The organism is Streptosporangiales bacterium (genome assembly GCA_009379825.1).
Taxonomy (GTDB): Bacteria; Actinomycetota; Actinomycetes; order Streptosporangiales; family WHST01; genus WHST01.
This window is the reverse complement of record WHTA01000008.1, coordinates 86,394-101,717: the sequence shown is the minus strand read 5'-3', so window position 1 is coordinate 101,717 and position 15,324 is coordinate 86,394. Positions and strand designations below refer to the sequence as shown.

Here is a 15,324-nt window from a genome sequence, read left to right as displayed (position 1 = left end):
GCCCGCCCGGCGAGAGGAGTGCTCGTGAACGTCGGTCTCACAACTGCCGTCCTGGTCGGCTACTTCGCCCTCATGGTGGGCTTGAGTGTCTGGTACGGCCGCCGGGTCAAGACCGACGACGACTTCGTCGTCGCGGGCCGCCAGTTACCTCGCCTGGTGCTCACCGGCACACTGCTCGCGACCTGGACCGGTGCCGGGACGATCGTGGCGCGGGCCAACTTCTCCTACACCTATGGCCCGTTGGCCAGCATCTTGTACAGCATCGGCGCGCCGCTCGGTATCGCCGTCATGTACTTCTTCCTGGCATCCCGGATCAGGGCGCTCGGCAAACGGACGGTGCCGGAGATCATCGAGCTCAGGTACGGCCGCAAGGTCCGCCTCCTGTCGGCGGGGGGCGATCATCATCGCGTACATCGCTATCGCGTCGGAGCAGGTGCGGGCACTCGGCTACCTGCTCAACATGGCAACCGGGGTGCCGACGATGTACGGCGAGATCATCGGCCTCGCGCTCGTCATCGGCACCGCGGTGCTCGGTGGGATCCTCTCGTTGGCGTACACGGACGCGATCAGTGCACTTCTCATCACCGTCGCGCTGTTCGGTGGCACCATCGCCACCTTGATCGCGGTCGGCGGCTTCGACGGGCTCTTCGCGAGCCTGCCGGAGCAGCAGACGACGTGGACCGGTGGGTTGACGGTGATGCAGCTGCTCGGCTTCGGGCTGCCGACGCTGATGCTGTTCCTCGGCGACCAGAACATGTACCAGCGGTTCGGCTCCGCACGTGATCCCGGCGTCGCCAAGAAAGCCGCGATGGGGTTCTTCTTCGGTGACATCTTCTTCTACGCCGCGGTGCTGATCATGGCGTCGTGTGCCGCCGTGCTGCTACCGGGGATCGCGGCGGACACGGCGATCCTGCGGCTGGCCACGGATTCACTTCCGGCCGTCCTCGGCGTCGCCTTGTTGGTCGCCGCGACGGCTTTCATGATCACGACGGGCAACTCCTACCTGCGGTCCACTGCGACCAACCTCGTGCAGGACCTCTATGCCAGTCTGACCAGACGTACACACCTCGGGCCACTACCTGTTGCTGACCCGGCTGGCCATCGTGCTGCTCGGCGTGTTCGCGTTCACGATTGGCAAGTTCTTCCCGAGCGTGCTGGAGATCCAGCTCTTCGCCTACACCATGTACGGCGCGGTCATCACGCCCTGCCTGCTTGCCGTGTTCGTCACCAAGCGGGTGACGCCGGTCGGTGCCGCGGCGTCCATGCTGACGGGTATCGCCGCCACCATCACGTGGGAGTTCGTGCTGGACAAGCCGTACGACTGGAACAGTGTGTTGTTCTCGCTGCCGCTGTCGGTGCTGGCGTTGGTGATCGGCAGTGCGCTGACCAAGCCGCGCGTCGAGACACCTGTCGAGGAAACGGTCCAGAGCTGACCCGGCTGGTCGTCAGCCGTGCAGCTGGGCGAGGATGTCGGCCGCCGGGATGGAGCCGGGTGGGCGGTGGTCGACCGCCAGTTGGCGGGTCACGTGTTGCAGGGCCGCGTTGGCTGGTGTGGGGACGCCGTGTAGGCGGCCGAGGAGCACGATCTCGCCGTTGAGGTAGTCGGCTTCTGCGTCGCCGGTGGCGCGTTGCAGGCTCTGCCAGGTGGAGCTGCCGCCGCGGATGCGGCCGTCGATGTCGCCGAGCTCGAGGAGGTCCGCGCGGCGCGTTCGGTCCTCGTCGCGGCTGGCGAAGCAGCGGGCGGCGGCGGTCAACACGGCCTCGCCTTCGGTGAGCGCACGGGCGGCGAGCTCCGCGTTCTGCTCGCCGGGGCCGCACGCAGCGTCCACGGCGTTGCGCAGGTTGGTCAGCAGCTTGCGGTGTTTCCACCGCATGATGTCCTCGACGGCGTACGCGTCGAAGGTAGACGCGCGGAACGCGGCGGCCACGTCGCGCGCTACGTCGTCGACGCCGCCGGGGTAGCGGCCGATGTCGAGCAGCCCGGTGACGGGTGTGGACCAGGCCTGCACGACGCCGGGCTCGAGGAACGTCGCGGGACAGTTCACGTTCACGCCGTAGACGCGGGAGAACAACCGCAGCGCCGCGGGCTCGTTGGCGACGCCGTTCTGCAGGCACACGACCGGCGTCTCCGGTGGCGCCGCCGAGGCGAGGTCCGTCAGCACGGCGGGTAGCTGCTGGCTCTTCACCGCGACGAGCGCCACCGGCCCGGCGGTCCAGTCGACGGTACGCAGGTCGTCCGTCGCCCGGACGTCGAGGGTGGCTGTGCCTGCCGGCGACTCGACGCGCAGGCCGTCCGCCGCCATCGCCGCCAGGTGTGCGCCGCGCGCGACGAAGGTGACGGCGTACCCGGCCTCCTGCAGCCGGGCGCCGACGACACCGCCGACCGCGCCGGCTCCGATGATCACGAAGTTCACGACGGTAAGCCTGCCACGGCTACGTCGTGGGTTCGGTGCGCCGTACCAGGGTGGCGAGCTGGTCGGGGGCGAAGATGGTGTCGGCGAGCAGGTACGACAGGCCGACGGCGCCCGCCTGCAGGTCGAGCCGGCTGGCCGCGATCTCCAGCGACCGCGTCGCCAGCGGCAGCGAGCGTTGGTACACCAGCTCCCGCACGCCGGCGAGCAGGTGCTGCTCGGCGGCGGCGAGCTGGCCCGCGAACACGACCACGGACGGGTTCAGCAGGCTCACGGCGCTGGCCACCGACGCACCGAGGATCCGCCCGCCGCGGCGGATCAACCGGGTGGCCGTCGGATCACCGGCCTGGACGAGCGCGACCACGTCGTCCACGGCCGCGGTCTGGTAGCCCTCGGCGCGCAGGTCGCGGGCGACCGCCCAGCCGCCGACGTACGCCTCGACGCAGCCGACGTTGCCGCAGTGGCACTCCGGCGGTGTGTCGTCGGCGATCTCCGCCCTGGTGTGCCCGATGTCGCCGGCCGCACCCTGTGCGCCGCGCAGCACCTTGCCGTCGGCCACTACGCCCGAGCCCACTCCGGTGCCGACCTTGATCATCAGCAGGTGCGCGGTGTCGGGGTACTCGGCGCGGTGTGCGCCGTACGCCATCGCGTTGACGTCGTTGTCCACGACCACCCGGCAGTCGTACTCGGCGGCGAAGTAGCCGGGGATGTCGTAGCCGTCCCAGCCGGTCATGATCGGTGGGCTGACCACGCGGCCGGTCGCGAACTCCACCGGGCCCGGCACGCTGATGCCGATGCCGCGTACGTCGGCGGCGGTCCGGTCGGCGTCGTGCAGCAGTTCGGTGAACAGATTCGTCACCTGGTCGAGCACCGGCTGCGGCCCGTCCGCGATGTCGTGCTTCGCCTCGCGCTCGTCCTGGATGCTGCCGGCGAGGTCGCAGACGGCCACCCGCATGCCGGACGCGCCGAGGTCCGCCACCAGCAGCACGCCTGCGGTGGTGTCGAAGGCGAACGTGGTGGGGCGCCGGCCGCCGGTGGACGCGCTCGCACCCGCAGGGCGGATCAGCGCGGTGCCGAGCAGCGTGTCGAGACGGCCGTTCACCGTGGACCTGGCGAGCCCGGTGCGCTCGACGATCTCCGCGCGGGTGAGCGGGCCGTGGCTGCGGATCAGGTCGAGCAGCTCGCCGGCCCCGGACAGCCTGCTCTCGATGCCCTCCATGCCGCCGCCTCCGACCTTTTAGCTTGCGTGGGACCACTATATGGCAATCTTCTGTATTGACAACGTCATAAGTGTGCGTATTCTTGCTCCTTACGGGGACAGAAGTCTGGCTCTCGTTACAGGAGGCGCAGTGGCTTCACAGGTGAAGCACCGGCTCATCGCGACGGTCGCCGTCGCGAGTGCACTCATGACCGCCTGCTCGGACTCCCCGGACGGGGAGAGCGGTGGTGACGTCAAGACCGCCGCGGTCATCAAGGGGCTGGACAACCCCTTCTTCCAGGCGATGAAGCAAGGCATCGAGGCGGAGTCGAAGGCCGGCGGCGGCGAGGTCACCGTGCAGGCCGCGAACTCCATCACCGACACGACCGGCCAGGCCGACAAGCTCGACGCGCTGGCGCTGCAGGACTACGGCTGCTACCTGGTCAACCCGATCAGCGGCACCAACCTGACCCAGTCGCTGGCCAAGGTGAGCGCGAACGACAAGCCGATCGTCAACATCGACAGCCCGGTGGACGCGTCGGCGGCGAAGCGCGCCAAGCTCGACATCGCGACGTACATCGGCACCGACAACGTCGCCGCCGGGCGGCTGGCCGGCAAGGAGATGCTGAAGCATCTCGACTCCGGCGACCAGGTCGCGCTTGTCGGCGGTATTGCCGGCGACGTGACCAGCCAGGCCAGGCTCACCGGCTTCAAGCAGGCGGTGCGCGGCAAGCTCGAGGTGAAGCAGACCGTCGCGGCCGACTGGGACCGGCAGAAGGCACTGACCGACGCGCAGGACATCATGCGCGGCAACTCCGGCATCAAGGGCTTCTTCGTCGCGAACGACGACATGGGCCTCGGTGTCAGCCGTGCCGTGGCCAACGCAGGCAAGACCGGTGACGTCGACGTGATCAGCGTGGACGGGATCGAGGACGGCCTGGAGGGCGTGAAGGACGGCAAGCTCACCGCCAGCGTCGCGCAGTACCCGTACACCATGGGCACGATGGGCATGGAGGCGTGCGCAGCGGCCGCCGCGGGCAAGAAGCTGCCGAAGCAGGTGGACGCGCCCGTGCAGCTGGTGACCGAGGACACCGCCGACAAGGCGCTGAAGGCGTTCCCGAAGCCGTTCCAGCCGTACGACGACCCGTTCCGCGACAAGGCGGACTGATGGCCGCTGTGCAACGGGATCCGGCCGTCGACGCGGTGCCGGTGACCGCACGGCTGCGCGACGTCGGCTTCTGGGCCGAGTGGGCCGCGGCAGTGGGCCTGGTGGCGATCGTGCTGGTGTTCGGCGTTCTCGACGCCACCTTCCTCAGCATCGGCAACATCGAGGCGCTGCTGGTGTCCGCGGCGATGCTGGTGATCCTCGCGGTGGGGCAGTCGTTCGTCATCGCGTCCGCGGGCATCGACCTGTCCATCGCGTCCACCATGACGTTCGCCGCGGTGGTGCTCGGTTGGGCGTACGCCAGCGGCTGGGGTACGGCGATGTCGTGCGTCGCCGCCGTCATAGCGGGTGCCGCCGTCGGCTGCCTCAACGGCCTGCTGGTGGCGAAGGCGAAGATCACCGACTTCGTGGTGACGCTTGGCTCGCTGTCCGCGGCGTCCGCCGGCGCGTTGATCCTCTCTGGCGGCAACCCGCGCGACGTGGAGAGCATGTTCCTGTTGCAGTTCACCACCGGCAGCATCGGGCCGATCGGTTACCCGGTCATCGCCGCCGCGGTGATCGCTGTAGTCGCGCACGTGGTGTGGTTCCGCACCAGGTTCGGTGTGCACCTGCTCGCCACGGGCGGCAACAACGAAGCGGCCCGTGCGATGGGCATCAACACGGCACGCGTGAAGATCGCCGTCTACACCATGTCCGGTGTGCTCGCCGGTGTGGCCGCCATCCTGCTGGTGTCGCGCATCGGCGCGGCGGAACCGGCAGCGAACCTCAACTACCTGCTCAACTCGGTGGCGGCCGTGGTGCTCGGCGGGGTGAGCCTGTACGGCGGCAAGGGCACCGTGCTCGGCCCGGTGCTCGGCGCGCTGCTGCTCACCAGTCTGGTGAACGGCCTCACGCTGCTCGGCGTATCCCAGTTCTACCAACCGCTCGCGGTCGGCGTGATCGTCGTCGCTGCGGCGTTCCTCGCGAGGTACCAGCGATGACCGGCACCACAGGCGACCTGCTGCAGATCCGCGACCTCAGCAAGGCGTTCGGCAACGTCCGTGCCGTCACCGACGTGTCGATCTCGGTGAAGCGTGGCGAGATCACCGCGATCATCGGTGACAACGGCGCGGGTAAGTCGACGCTCATCCGCTGCATCGCCGGCGTGCACACACCGGACGAAGGCGTGCTGGTGTTCGACGACGAGCCGGTGAAGTTCTCCTCGCCCGAGGACGCCCGGCGCGCCGGCATCGAGACCGTGCACCAGAACCTCGCGCTCGTCGAAGACCTCACCGTCACGCAGAACCTGTTCCTCAACCGCGAACGGGTGTGCGGGTTCGGGCCGGTGGCGCTGCTCGACCGTAAGGCCATGGCGCGCGAGGCACACGACATGCTGTCGCGCCTCGCCGTAAACGTCCCTTCGGTGCGTGCGCGGGTACGCAAGCTGTCCGGCGGGCAACGGCAGGGGGTCGCGATCGCGCGCGCCGCCGGTTGGGGCTCCAAGCTCGTCATCATGGACGAGCCGACGGCCGCGCTCGGTGTGCAGGAGACGGCAAAGGTCGAAGAGCTGATCCGGGCGCTGCGCGAGGACGGCCTCGCGGTGCTGATCATCAGCCACAACTTCGACCAGGTGATGCGGCTGTCCGACCAAGTGTGGGTGATGAGGTCGGGGCGTCTGGTGGGTGGCCGCCGGTCGGCCGACACCACAGGGGACGAACTGGTGGCCATGGTCACCGGAGCCGTTGCGGGCTAAGGAGATCGATGAACAAGCTGGGCATCCACGCGCTCGTCTGGGTCGGTGGCTGGAGTGAGCCGGAGGCGCGCCACGCGATCTCGGCGTCCGCCGCGGCCGGCTACGACCTGATCGAGATCCCCGTGCTCGACCCCGGCACCGTCGACGCCGCCGGCACCCGCAGGTTGCTGGACGAGTACGGGCTTGCCGCCGGCTGCTCGCTCGGACTGAGCTTCGACGCCGACATCTCCAGTCGCGACCCGGCGGCCGTGGCTCGCGGGCAGGAGCTGCTCGACGCCGCTCTCGCCGTGGCGAAGGGCGTGGGTGCCGACTACCTCGGCGGCGTGATCTACTCCGCACTCGGCAAGTACGCCCAGCCGGTCACCGACGCCGGGCGGAAGAACTGCGTGGACTCGTTGGCACGGTTGGCCGACAGGGCGGCCGCCGACGGCATCACGCTCGGCCTCGAGGTCGTCAACAGGTACGAGAGCAACGTGCTCAACACCACCGAGCAGGCGCTCGCGCTCATCGACGACATCGGCGCGGACAACGTGGTCGTGCACCTCGACACGTACCACATGAACATCGAGGAGCCCGACTTCACGACACCGGTCGAGCAAGCCGGGGGGCGGCTCGGCTACGTGCACGTAGGGGAGGGCCATCGCGGTTACCTGGGTACGGGGACGGTCGACTTCGCGGAGTTCTTCCGCGCCCTGCACCAGGCGGACTATGGCGGCGTGATCACGTTCGAGAGCTTCTCGTCCGCGGTGGTGAACCCGACGCTGTCGTCGAACCTCGCGGTGTGGCGCAACCTGTGGAGCGACGGCGTGGACCTCGCGACGCACGCGAAGCAGTTCGTGGTCGACGGCCTGGCCGCCGCAGGCGATGCCTGAGCCGTGCCTGCTCGGTGTTGACCTCGGCACCAGCGGGGTTAAGGCCCTCGCGCTCAGGCTCGACGGCCGGGTGCTGGCCGAGGCGGTGCGCGAGTACCCGGTCGAGGTGGCCGGGCCTGGCTGGGCGGAGACCGACCCGACGCTGTGGTGGCAGGCCACTGCAGCGGCCGTGCGTGAGGTGCTCGCCAGCGGTACGTACGACGTCGTGGGCATCGGTGTCGACGGCCAGATGCACGGTGTCGTGCTGTGCGACGGCGCCGGCGTGCCGGTACGTCCGGCGTTGTTGTGGCCGGACACCAGGGCACAGGCCGAGGTGGAGCAGTGGCGGCGGCTCGCGGAGCCGCAGCGCGCCGCGCTTGCCAACCCGTTGGTCGCAGGCATGGCGGGCCCGCTGCTGCTGTGGGTCGAACGCCACGAGCCGCAGGCGTACGCGCGAGCGCGCGTTGCGCTGAGCCCGAAGGACTGGCTGCGCTACCGCCTGACTGGCGAGTTCGCCACCGACCCCTCGGATGCCTCGGCCACCCTGTTGTGGGACGTGCCCGGCGATCGTTGGGCCACCGAGACGGTCGACGCCGTGGGCCTCGACCGTGCGCTGCTGCCCGAGGTGCGGCCGTCCGGTGCGCTCGCCGGGCAGCTCACCGCCGCAGCCGCGGGGGAGCTGCGGCTTGCGGAGCACGGCCAGCCGGTGGCCGTCGGGGCCGGTGACACGGCGGCCGCGGTGTTCGCCACCGGCCTGCGCGATCCCGGCGATGCACAGCTGTCCGTGGGTTCCGGTGCGCAGCTCGTGCGGCCGCTGCACCGGCCGACCGGCACGGCGGACCCGCGCACGCACGTCTACCGGGCGGCCACGCACGACGCGTCGAGCCGTTGGTACGCCATGGCGGCGGTGCAGAACGCGGGCATCGCGCTCGACTGGGTACGCGGTCTGCTCGGCCTGGCGTGGGACGACCTCTACGCCGCCGCGGCTGCCGGGCCCGGCGAGGTGACCTTCGTGCCGTACCTCACCGGTGAGCGCTCGCCCGTGCTCGAGCCCCGCTCGCTTGGCGCGTGGCTCGGCATGGGTCTCGCCACCGACCGTGCCACCTTGGCAGGCGCAGCCGTCGAGGGCGTGGCCTTCGCCATCAGGCACGCGTACGAGGCGCTGCCGTCCGCGCAGCAACCGGCCGAGGTGCGGCTGACCGGCGGCGGTGGTTCTTCACCCGTGTTCCGTGCCCTGCTCGCGGATGTGCTCGGGCTGCCGTTGCGGCCGACGGCGTTGCGCAGCGCATCGGCCGTCGGCGCGGCTATGCTCGGCGCTGCGGCGGCCGGGTTGGCGCAACCGGCTGTGTCGTTGGTCACTGGCGACCTGGTGGAGCCGGGTCGGCCGGGCCGGTACGAGCAGGCGTACCAGCGCTATCGCGACTCCGTGGCACGGTTACGTCGTGCTCAGGGCTGACAACGGCGATTGTTCTCGTACAAAGCCCGTCTTGTGCGGCTCGGTCGGCGGGCGGCAGGCTGTGGCGACGAGAAGGGGGAGTGCATGGCAGCGGTAGCGGATGTGGTCGTGGTCGGTGGCGGTGTCGTCGGTGCCAGCATCGCTTTCCACCTCGCCCGGTTGGGCGCGGGCGCCGTGACGCTGCTCGAACGCAGCGAGCGGCTCGCGGCCGGGGCGACCGGTCGTTCCGGCGCGCTCGTGCGCACGCACTACACCAACGAGCCCGAGGCCGCCATGGCGTGGGCGGCGGTGCCGTGGTTCGAGGAGTGGGCGGAACGCGTCGGCGGCAGCTGCGGCTTCGTGCAGACCGGGTTCGTGCAGCTCGTGCTGCCCGAGGACAACGACCTGCTGCGTGCCCACGTCGCGATGCAGCAGCGGGTCGGCATCGACACCCGGCTGGTCGACGCAGCGGAGCTCCGTACGCTGGAACCGGCGCTTGCCGTGCGCGACGGCGAGCTGGCGGCGTACGAGCCGCGGAGCGGATACGCCGACCCGGTCGCGACCACCGAAGGCTTCGCGGCCGCGGCGCAACGGCACGATGCCACCGTGCGGTTGGACGAGCCGGTGCTTTCCCTGCAGCAGCAGGGATCCCGCGTCACGGGGGTGGTGACCGCCGCCGGCACGATTGCCGCGGACGTGGTCGTGCTCGCCAACGGCTGGTGGTCGAAGGCCATGCTCGCCGACATCGGTGTGGACGTGCCGATCGACCCGTACCGGGCGCAGCGCACGCTGGTCGAGCGGCCGGCTTCGCTGCGCGGTGAGCGCGGTCACCTGACCGTCATCGACCGCAGGCACGGCATCTACACCCGGCCGCACGGGACGGACAGCACGCTCGTGGGCCTGAGCTCCGCGTCGCAACCGAGCCCGCTCGACTCCGGCGAAGCCTCCGAGGTGGACCGGGAGTTCCCGGACCGCGCGAGAGCACGCTTGGCCGCCGCACTGCCGGCGTTCGCCGACTCGGCCGTACGCGACTCGGCTGCGGGGCCGCTCGACGTCACGCCTGACCGGTGCTGCCTGCTCGGCCCCGTCGATGGCGTCGAGGGACTACAGCTGGCCGTCGGGATGAGCGGCGGCGGCTTCAAGAAGGCGCCGGCGATCGGTGCGTGCATCGCGGAACTGGTCGTCGAAGGACGCGCTTCCGCCGCGCCGATCGAACCGTTCGACCCCGATCGGTTCACCCGCGGAGGTGCGATCGAGAGCACCGCGTACCGTGTCGGCGGGGGACCCGAGGAATCGCGAGAAGCCCTGGTGCACTGACGGCACGGGCGAACCACGTTGAAGTACGGCTACGGAGGTTACATGTCTTTGCATCGTCTTTGTCGGCTTGGTGTTGCCTTTACGGCGGCAGCGCTCGTTGCCCTGACCGCGTGTGGTGGCGGTGGATCAGGCGGTTCCGATCCTGAGTCGTCCGAGGGTGGTGCGAAGGGCAAGCTGCCGAAGGTCGAGAAGGTCCAGAGCATCGCGGACGCGGTGCCGGCGGAGATCCGCAAGAAGGGCTCGATGACCGTCGTGATGAGCACGTCCAGCGTGCCCGCGCACTTCGAGACGGACAGCGGGATGAAGGGCGTGGACCCCGATCTCGCCGTGCTCCTCGGCAAGGTGATGGGTCTGAAGGTCGATGTGAAGGGCGTGCCGCTCGACGGGATCATCCCCGGCCTGCAGGCGAAGCGATACGACGTCGTGCTCTCCCAGTTCTCGCCGACCGCGGACCGCGCGAAGGCCGTCGACTTCGTGAACTACGCGCAGTCCGGCACCTCGCTCGGTGTGGCCAAGGGGAACCCGAAGAAGCTCGACGTGAAGAACCTGTGCGGTGCCACCATCGGTGTGCAGAAGGGCTCGTTCCAGAGCGTCGAGGTGATCCCCGACATCGACAAGAGGTGCAAGAAGCAGGGCGAGAAGCCGGTGCAGATGAAGACGTTCCGCGACTCCAGCGCCTCGTTGCTCGCGTTGAACAGCTCGCGGGTGGACGGTCTGCTGCTCGACTCGCCGGTGCTCGGCTACGCGGTGAAGCAGTCCAAGGGCAAGATCGAGGCCGCCGGCACCATCAACCCGAACCCGGTCGCGATCGGCTCGGTGAAGGGCAGCGGTATGGAGAAGCCGATCCAGCAGGCGCTCGAGCACCTGAAGAAGGACGGCGCGTACGACAAGGTGTTCGCCCGCTGGGGCCTGCAGGAGACCACGCTCGACGAGGGCGAGTTCAAGATCAACGAGATCCAGGCCGGCTGACAAGTGGCAGTCGTCGACAGTCCGCAGCCGGAACCTGGCCAGGGCTCGCCCCTGGCCAGGTTCCTCGGCCGCGGGAGCAAGCTGACGGTCGGCAACAGCCTGCCCGCCGCAGTGCTGTTGCTTTTGCTGGTGCTTTTGCTGCGTAGTGTGCTGACGAACGAGAACTTCCAGTGGGACGTCGTCATCCACTACTTCACCAGCAAGGCGATCCTGCTGGGGCTGTTGCGGACGATCGAGCTCACCGTGCTCACCATGGTGATCGCGATCCCGTTGGGCACGGTCCTCGCGCTCATGCGGGTCTCGAGCAACCCGGTGCTCGCCGCGGTGGCCGCGGCGTACGTCTGGCTGTTCCGGGGCACGCCGTTGCTGGTGCAGCTGATCTTCTGGTTCAACCTCTCGGCGCTGTACCCGCGCATCTCCATCGGCATCCCGTTCGGTCCCGAGCTCGTGTCGGGTAGCGCGAACGCATTGATCACACCGTTCGTCGCCGCGTTGCTCGGCCTCGGGTTGCACGGGTCCGCGTACATGTCCGAAGTCGTGCGCGGTGGTCTGCTCGGCGTCGACCGGACCCAGGTGAAGGCGGCCAGGGCGCTTGGCATGACCAGGCGTACGACGTTCCTGCACATCGTCTGGCCGCAGGCGTTCCGGCTGATCATCCCGCCGATGGGCAACCGCACCATCTCCGAGTTGAAGGACACCGCGTTGGTGAGCGTGATCGCCATGCCCGATCTGCTGTACAGCGCCGAGATCATCTACTCGCGCACGTTCGAGACCATCCCGCTGCTCATCGTGGCGAGCATCTGGTACCTGATCGTGGTCTCCGTGCTGACCATCGGGCAGCGACTGCTCGAACGGCGGCTCGGCAAGGGCCTTGGCGACGGGTCGATGGCATGACGGCCGAGGACGCACAGGAGGTGAGCGAGGCCGTGGCCGACGACAGGCCGATGGTCGAGGTCAACGGAGTGTGGAAGAGCTTCGGCAAGACCGAGGTGCTGCGCTCGATCGACCTGACCGTCGCGCGCGGTGAGGTGGTCTGCGTGCTCGGCCCTTCCGGGTCGGGCAAGAGCACCCTGCTGCAGTGCATAAACCACCTGGAGCCGATCGACGCCGGTGAGATCTACGTCGACGGTGAGCGCGTCGGGTACACCGACCGCAACGGCAAGGTGCGGGAGATGTCGGACAAGACGATCTCCAAGCAGCGGCAGGGCATCGGCATGGTGTTCCAGCAGTTCGGGTTGTTCGGGCACATGTCCGTGCTCGACAACGTGATGGCCGGTCCGCGGCTGGTGAAGAACCAGTCCAGGCTGACGGCGGCCGAGCGTGCCCGTGAGCTACTCGCGCGGGTGGGGCTGGAGGACAGGACGGAGTCGCGGGTCACCCAGCTCTCCGGCGGCCAGCAGCAGCGGGTCGCCATCGCGCGGGCACTCGCCATGGACCCCAAGCTCATGCTGTTCGACGAGCCGACGTCGGCGCTCGACCCCGAGCTGGTGGGTGAGGTGCTCGACGTGATGAAGGACCTCGCCCAGTCGGGCATGACGATGATCGTCGTCACGCACGAGATCGGCTTCGCGCTACGCGCCGCCGACCGCGTCGTGTTCATGGACGAGGGAAAGGTGGTCGAGTCCGGCGATCCGCACGAGACCATCAACAACCCGACGACCGAACGCACTCAGCGGTTCCTCGCAAAGATGCTCTGAGGGTCACCGCTGTCGGCGTCATGGCCGTGGGTACGCAGCGCCTGCACGACAGTGCGGTCGACCGCGTCTCGGTCGTCCGAACCCGTGTCGATGGACACGATGTACCGGCCGACCCGGAGCAGCCGAGCACCGTCGGCTGCTCCGGGCATCGGCCGCTCCTGGTCCGCACCCGCCCGGCGCCTACCGTTCCGCCCGAACATCACCGTGGCCTGCCCGGGTGTGCGGGCGACCCATAGCACCTGGACGAGAGTGCGGTAGTGGTAGCAGCGTTGCTGCGGGATCGACTGGTTCCCGATCCGCTGGTCCTCGCCGACGAGGTCGCTCTTCGTGACGCCGGGTACGTCGGCGAGCGGTGCACAGGCTCTCGGCCAGTCCTTCACCGCGACACCGGCCAGCTCGGTCGGTGGCTCGCTCTTCGCAGCGGTGTAGGAGCTGACCACGCTGTGCCAGCGGTCCGGCGAGATCGCCCGCCTGCTGACGGTGAACAGTCTGCCGCCCGCGGCGGCGAAGACCTGCTCCGGTACCTCGTTGTCTCCTGCGTCGGCGAGGAACATGGGCAGACCGGCGAACGGCAGGGGCGCATGATGGGTACGTCCGGTATCGAGATCGACGCGGCTGCCGCGGACAGGTAGCACAGCGACGAGGTCGTCCGTCCACACCGTGCTCTGTGTGTAGAGGTGGCCGGCCGAGGCGAGGTGGCTGCTCCCTGGCGCCCCGCGGCCGGGATCGGACAACTGCCGGACGTGCCCGGTCCTCCGGTCGACGATCGCCAGCAGTGCACTGTTCTCTCGCCGGTGGGTGAGGACTGCCCAGTTGTGCGAGGTGAAGAGGTAGTGCGGTCCTTGGTCTTCCGGGTCAGTGGTGAACAGCACTCGTCCGGCTCGGTCGAGCAACTGTGTCCGGTCGCCGGCATCCGAGGCGAACGTGGTGATGCCGGCTCTCGTCGACCAGTCCTCGGCACTCGATCGTGCCACAGCGGTTCGCCAGACCGGGCGTCGACGGCCGTGAACAGCTCCTTCAGGCCGGGCCCGCAGGTGACGGCCGCTGTGACGACCACACCTGAGTTACGCGGCTTGCCCAGGTCGGTCTTCGGCCTGCATCGCGAGTCGGCGACGTCGGCGGCGCTCAACCGCCACCGTTGGTTGCCGGTGCGTGCGTCGAGCCTTGTCGTCGGTGCTCCCTTCCAGCGTCCAGGGTGTGTCGTTCTCCCAGAGCACCGCACCGGTCTGCGTGTGCAGTGCGACGAGACGCTAGTAGTACTGGTCGCCGTTGGGTGTGATGGTGACCAGGCTGCCACCGACGAGTCGTGACCGCGTCACGTGATCGGCGGTCGTGTACGCGTTGCGCCACGTCAGCGAGTGTTCGCCGAGAAGCGGGGCGGAGCTGGGCAGCGGTCTGGGTACGCTCCCGGCCGGATGGTGCTCGACCCGAACCTCGGGCCGTTGTGCGTACCACTCGGCTACCGTCACCGTCTCGAACAGCGCGCAAATGACCGGTACGGCGACAGCGAACCGGCGCATTCTCGTGGTGTGCTGCGGGAACTGTGGGTTCAACGGCTGCCATCGCTTTCGACTGCACGGTCGAACGCGAGGCTAGGGACGACCGTTATAGGTCGGCCATACCTCGTCGGCGTCCTGCGGCCAGCAGCAGGACGGTGCCGGCCAGGGTGGCCACCAACGCGAGTACGACGAGGGTCGCGAGTGTGGGTGGGTACCACGACGGCAGCGGCGCGGACACCAGGTGGAACCGGTTCGGTACCTGCCAGCCCACCGGGTTGGCGGCCAGGGCGGTGTAGGTCCAGGCCAACTGCGCGAAGGCCAGCAGGCCGCCGAACACGTGCGCCGCACCCCGTCGGGGCCCGGAATGCCGTGCCAGCAACGCCAGGAACACCACGCCGCCGACTAGTACGGCCGCCGTGCCAGTGAGCCAACCCGCGGCCGTGTACGCGTCGCTGGCCGCCTCGTCGATGAGGAACTGGCTGTCCGCTACCCCCGTGGCCAACCGCTCGGCCGTTGCCGGCAGGTTGACGGCGCAGATCGCGAGCCCACAGCCCGCGGAGACGGCGAATGACGCCAGCGCCGGTGCGACCGGCGGCCCGCTGCCGCCCGTGTCGGTGCGGCCGAGCCCGGCGAGGAGCCCGAGGGTTCCCGCGGCCACGGCGAGGATGCATACCGTACGTGGCAATACGTACCACAACGGCGCACCCGCGGTGCCGTACGCGCAGGCGTCGCCGTTGCCGAAGTCGCAGACGGGTGCCAGCAGGCCGAGGCCGGTCAGCAGCAGGAGGTACCCGCCGCCGACGACGCCGACACCGACCAGCAGTGCTGCGCTGCCGCGGCCCCGGCCGCGCGCCAGTAGCCACTCGGCGCCGGTGAGCAACGCAGGCCCTGTCGCCACCGCCACGCCGTAGAACAGGACCGAGCCGGCCGAGACGAGCAGGCTGGTGTCGGCGAGCGCGACGACGTAGACGACCAGGTCGGTGGCCACGACGGCCGCCGCGGCGAACCACGAGAGGCGCAGCATGGCGCTCGGACCGTCGTCGTGGCGGG

General features: G+C 69.4%; 15 protein-coding genes and 1 pseudogene. 12 read left to right on the top strand and 4 right to left on the bottom strand.

Annotated elements, in window-relative coordinates; translation table 11 throughout:
* Positions 1–24: 24 nt before the first annotated feature.
* The 3 genes and pseudogenes from GEV07_06490 to GEV07_06480 all read left to right on the top strand — a co-directional run bounded on the left by GEV07_06490 (position 25) and on the right by GEV07_06480 (position 1,433).
* The gene (locus GEV07_06490) at positions 25–783 is read left to right on the top strand and encodes a hypothetical protein (protein MQA02376.1); all 759 of its coding nucleotides are present in this window, start codon (positions 25–27) and stop codon (positions 781–783) included.
* Positions 398–1,063: pseudogene (locus GEV07_06485) on the top strand (sodium:solute symporter family protein). The gene GEV07_06490 and the pseudogene GEV07_06485 overlap by 386 nt, the downstream one beginning before the upstream one ends.
* A 19-nt stretch (positions 1,064–1,082) precedes the next feature.
* A complete protein-coding gene (locus tag GEV07_06480) occupies positions 1,083–1,433 on the top strand; it encodes a hypothetical protein (GenBank protein ID MQA02375.1) in 351 nt (116 codons plus the stop codon).
* Between the two features lie 12 nt (positions 1,434–1,445).
* On the opposite strand, the gene GEV07_06475 is transcribed toward GEV07_06480, so the two are convergent.
* Together GEV07_06475 and GEV07_06470 are read right to left on the bottom strand one after the other, a co-directional pair.
* A complete protein-coding gene (locus GEV07_06475; protein ID MQA02374.1) occupies positions 1,446–2,414 on the bottom strand; it encodes a ketopantoate reductase family protein in 969 nt (322 codons plus the stop codon).
* Positions 2,415–2,433: 19 nt separating this feature from the next.
* Positions 2,434–3,630 carry an ROK family protein gene (locus GEV07_06470; protein MQA02373.1) on the bottom strand — a complete coding sequence of 399 codons (1,197 nt, stop codon included), beginning with the start codon at positions 3,628–3,630 and terminating at the stop codon, positions 2,434–2,436.
* A gap of 187 nt (positions 3,631–3,817) precedes the next feature.
* Here GEV07_06470 and GEV07_06465 point away from each other — a divergent pair, with 187 nt between their 5' ends.
* From GEV07_06465 to GEV07_06425, 9 genes are all read left to right on the top strand, one after another.
* Positions 3,818–4,777 carry a substrate-binding domain-containing protein gene (locus GEV07_06465; protein ID MQA02372.1) on the top strand — a complete coding sequence of 320 codons (960 nt, stop codon included), beginning with the start codon at positions 3,818–3,820 and terminating at the stop codon, positions 4,775–4,777.
* Positions 4,777–5,754, top strand: a complete 978-nt coding sequence (locus GEV07_06460; GenBank protein MQA02371.1) for an ABC transporter permease — start codon at positions 4,777–4,779, stop codon at positions 5,752–5,754. The genes GEV07_06465 and GEV07_06460 overlap by 1 nt, the downstream gene beginning before the upstream one ends.
* Positions 5,751–6,506: an ATP-binding cassette domain-containing protein gene (locus GEV07_06455; GenBank protein ID MQA02370.1), complete on the top strand. Its 756-nt coding sequence runs from the start codon at positions 5,751–5,753 to the stop codon at positions 6,504–6,506. Before GEV07_06460 ends, GEV07_06455 begins: the two co-directional genes overlap by 4 nt.
* Positions 6,507–6,514: 8 nt before the next feature.
* On the top strand, positions 6,515–7,378 hold the full coding sequence (locus GEV07_06450; GenBank protein MQA02369.1) for a TIM barrel protein: 864 nt from the start codon (positions 6,515–6,517) through the stop codon (positions 7,376–7,378).
* On the top strand, positions 7,371–8,813 hold the full coding sequence (locus tag GEV07_06445; protein MQA02368.1) for a hypothetical protein: 1,443 nt from the start codon (positions 7,371–7,373) through the stop codon (positions 8,811–8,813). The genes GEV07_06450 and GEV07_06445 overlap by 8 nt, the downstream gene beginning before the upstream one ends.
* Positions 8,814–8,897: 84 nt before the next feature.
* On the top strand, positions 8,898–10,109 hold the full coding sequence (locus tag GEV07_06440) for an FAD-dependent oxidoreductase (protein ID MQA02367.1): 1,212 nt from the start codon (positions 8,898–8,900) through the stop codon (positions 10,107–10,109).
* A 42-nt stretch (positions 10,110–10,151) separates the two neighbouring features.
* On the top strand, positions 10,152–11,078 hold the full coding sequence (locus GEV07_06435) for a transporter substrate-binding domain-containing protein (GenBank protein MQA02366.1): 927 nt from the start codon (positions 10,152–10,154) through the stop codon (positions 11,076–11,078).
* A 51-nt stretch (positions 11,079–11,129) separates the two neighbouring features.
* Positions 11,130–11,972: an ABC transporter permease subunit gene (locus GEV07_06430; GenBank protein MQA02365.1), complete on the top strand. Its 843-nt coding sequence runs from the start codon at positions 11,130–11,132 to the stop codon at positions 11,970–11,972.
* A 50-nt stretch (positions 11,973–12,022) separates the two neighbouring features.
* Positions 12,023–12,775, top strand: coding sequence for an ATP-binding cassette domain-containing protein (locus tag GEV07_06425; protein MQA02364.1), 753 nt, complete (start codon positions 12,023–12,025; stop codon positions 12,773–12,775).
* Here the strand turns inward: GEV07_06425 and GEV07_06420 are convergent.
* Positions 12,748–13,749 (bottom strand): hypothetical protein, encoded by a 1,002-nt coding sequence (locus GEV07_06420; protein ID MQA02363.1) that lies wholly within the window; start codon positions 13,747–13,749, stop codon positions 12,748–12,750. The two genes, GEV07_06425 and GEV07_06420, sit on opposite strands and share 28 nt — an antisense overlap.
* Before the next feature lie 631 nt (positions 13,750–14,380).
* Positions 14,381–15,298: a hypothetical protein gene (locus GEV07_06415; protein ID MQA02362.1), complete on the bottom strand. Its 918-nt coding sequence runs from the start codon at positions 15,296–15,298 to the stop codon at positions 14,381–14,383.
* Positions 15,299–15,324 lie beyond the last annotated feature (26 nt).

Coding starts and splice junctions, on each gene's coding strand:
- GEV07_06470 (MQA02373.1), bottom strand. CDS start 3,630: ATGGAGGGCATCGAGAGCAGGCTGTCCGGGGCCGGCGAGCTGCTCGAC.
- GEV07_06465 (MQA02372.1), top strand. CDS start 3,818: ATGACCGCCTGCTCGGACTCCCCGGACGGGGAGAGCGGTGGTGACGTC.
- GEV07_06460 (MQA02371.1), top strand. CDS start 4,777: ATGGCCGCTGTGCAACGGGATCCGGCCGTCGACGCGGTGCCGGTGACC.
- GEV07_06455 (MQA02370.1), top strand. CDS start 5,751: ATGACCGGCACCACAGGCGACCTGCTGCAGATCCGCGACCTCAGCAAG.
- GEV07_06450 (MQA02369.1), top strand. CDS start 6,515: ATGAACAAGCTGGGCATCCACGCGCTCGTCTGGGTCGGTGGCTGGAGT.
- GEV07_06445 (MQA02368.1), top strand. CDS start 7,371: ATGCCTGAGCCGTGCCTGCTCGGTGTTGACCTCGGCACCAGCGGGGTT.
- GEV07_06440 (MQA02367.1), top strand. CDS start 8,898: ATGGCAGCGGTAGCGGATGTGGTCGTGGTCGGTGGCGGTGTCGTCGGT.
- GEV07_06435 (MQA02366.1), top strand. CDS start 10,152: ATGTCTTTGCATCGTCTTTGTCGGCTTGGTGTTGCCTTTACGGCGGCA.
- GEV07_06425 (MQA02364.1), top strand. CDS start 12,023: ATGGTCGAGGTCAACGGAGTGTGGAAGAGCTTCGGCAAGACCGAGGTG.
- GEV07_06415 (MQA02362.1), bottom strand. CDS start 15,298: ATGCTGCGCCTCTCGTGGTTCGCCGCGGCGGCCGTCGTGGCCACCGAC.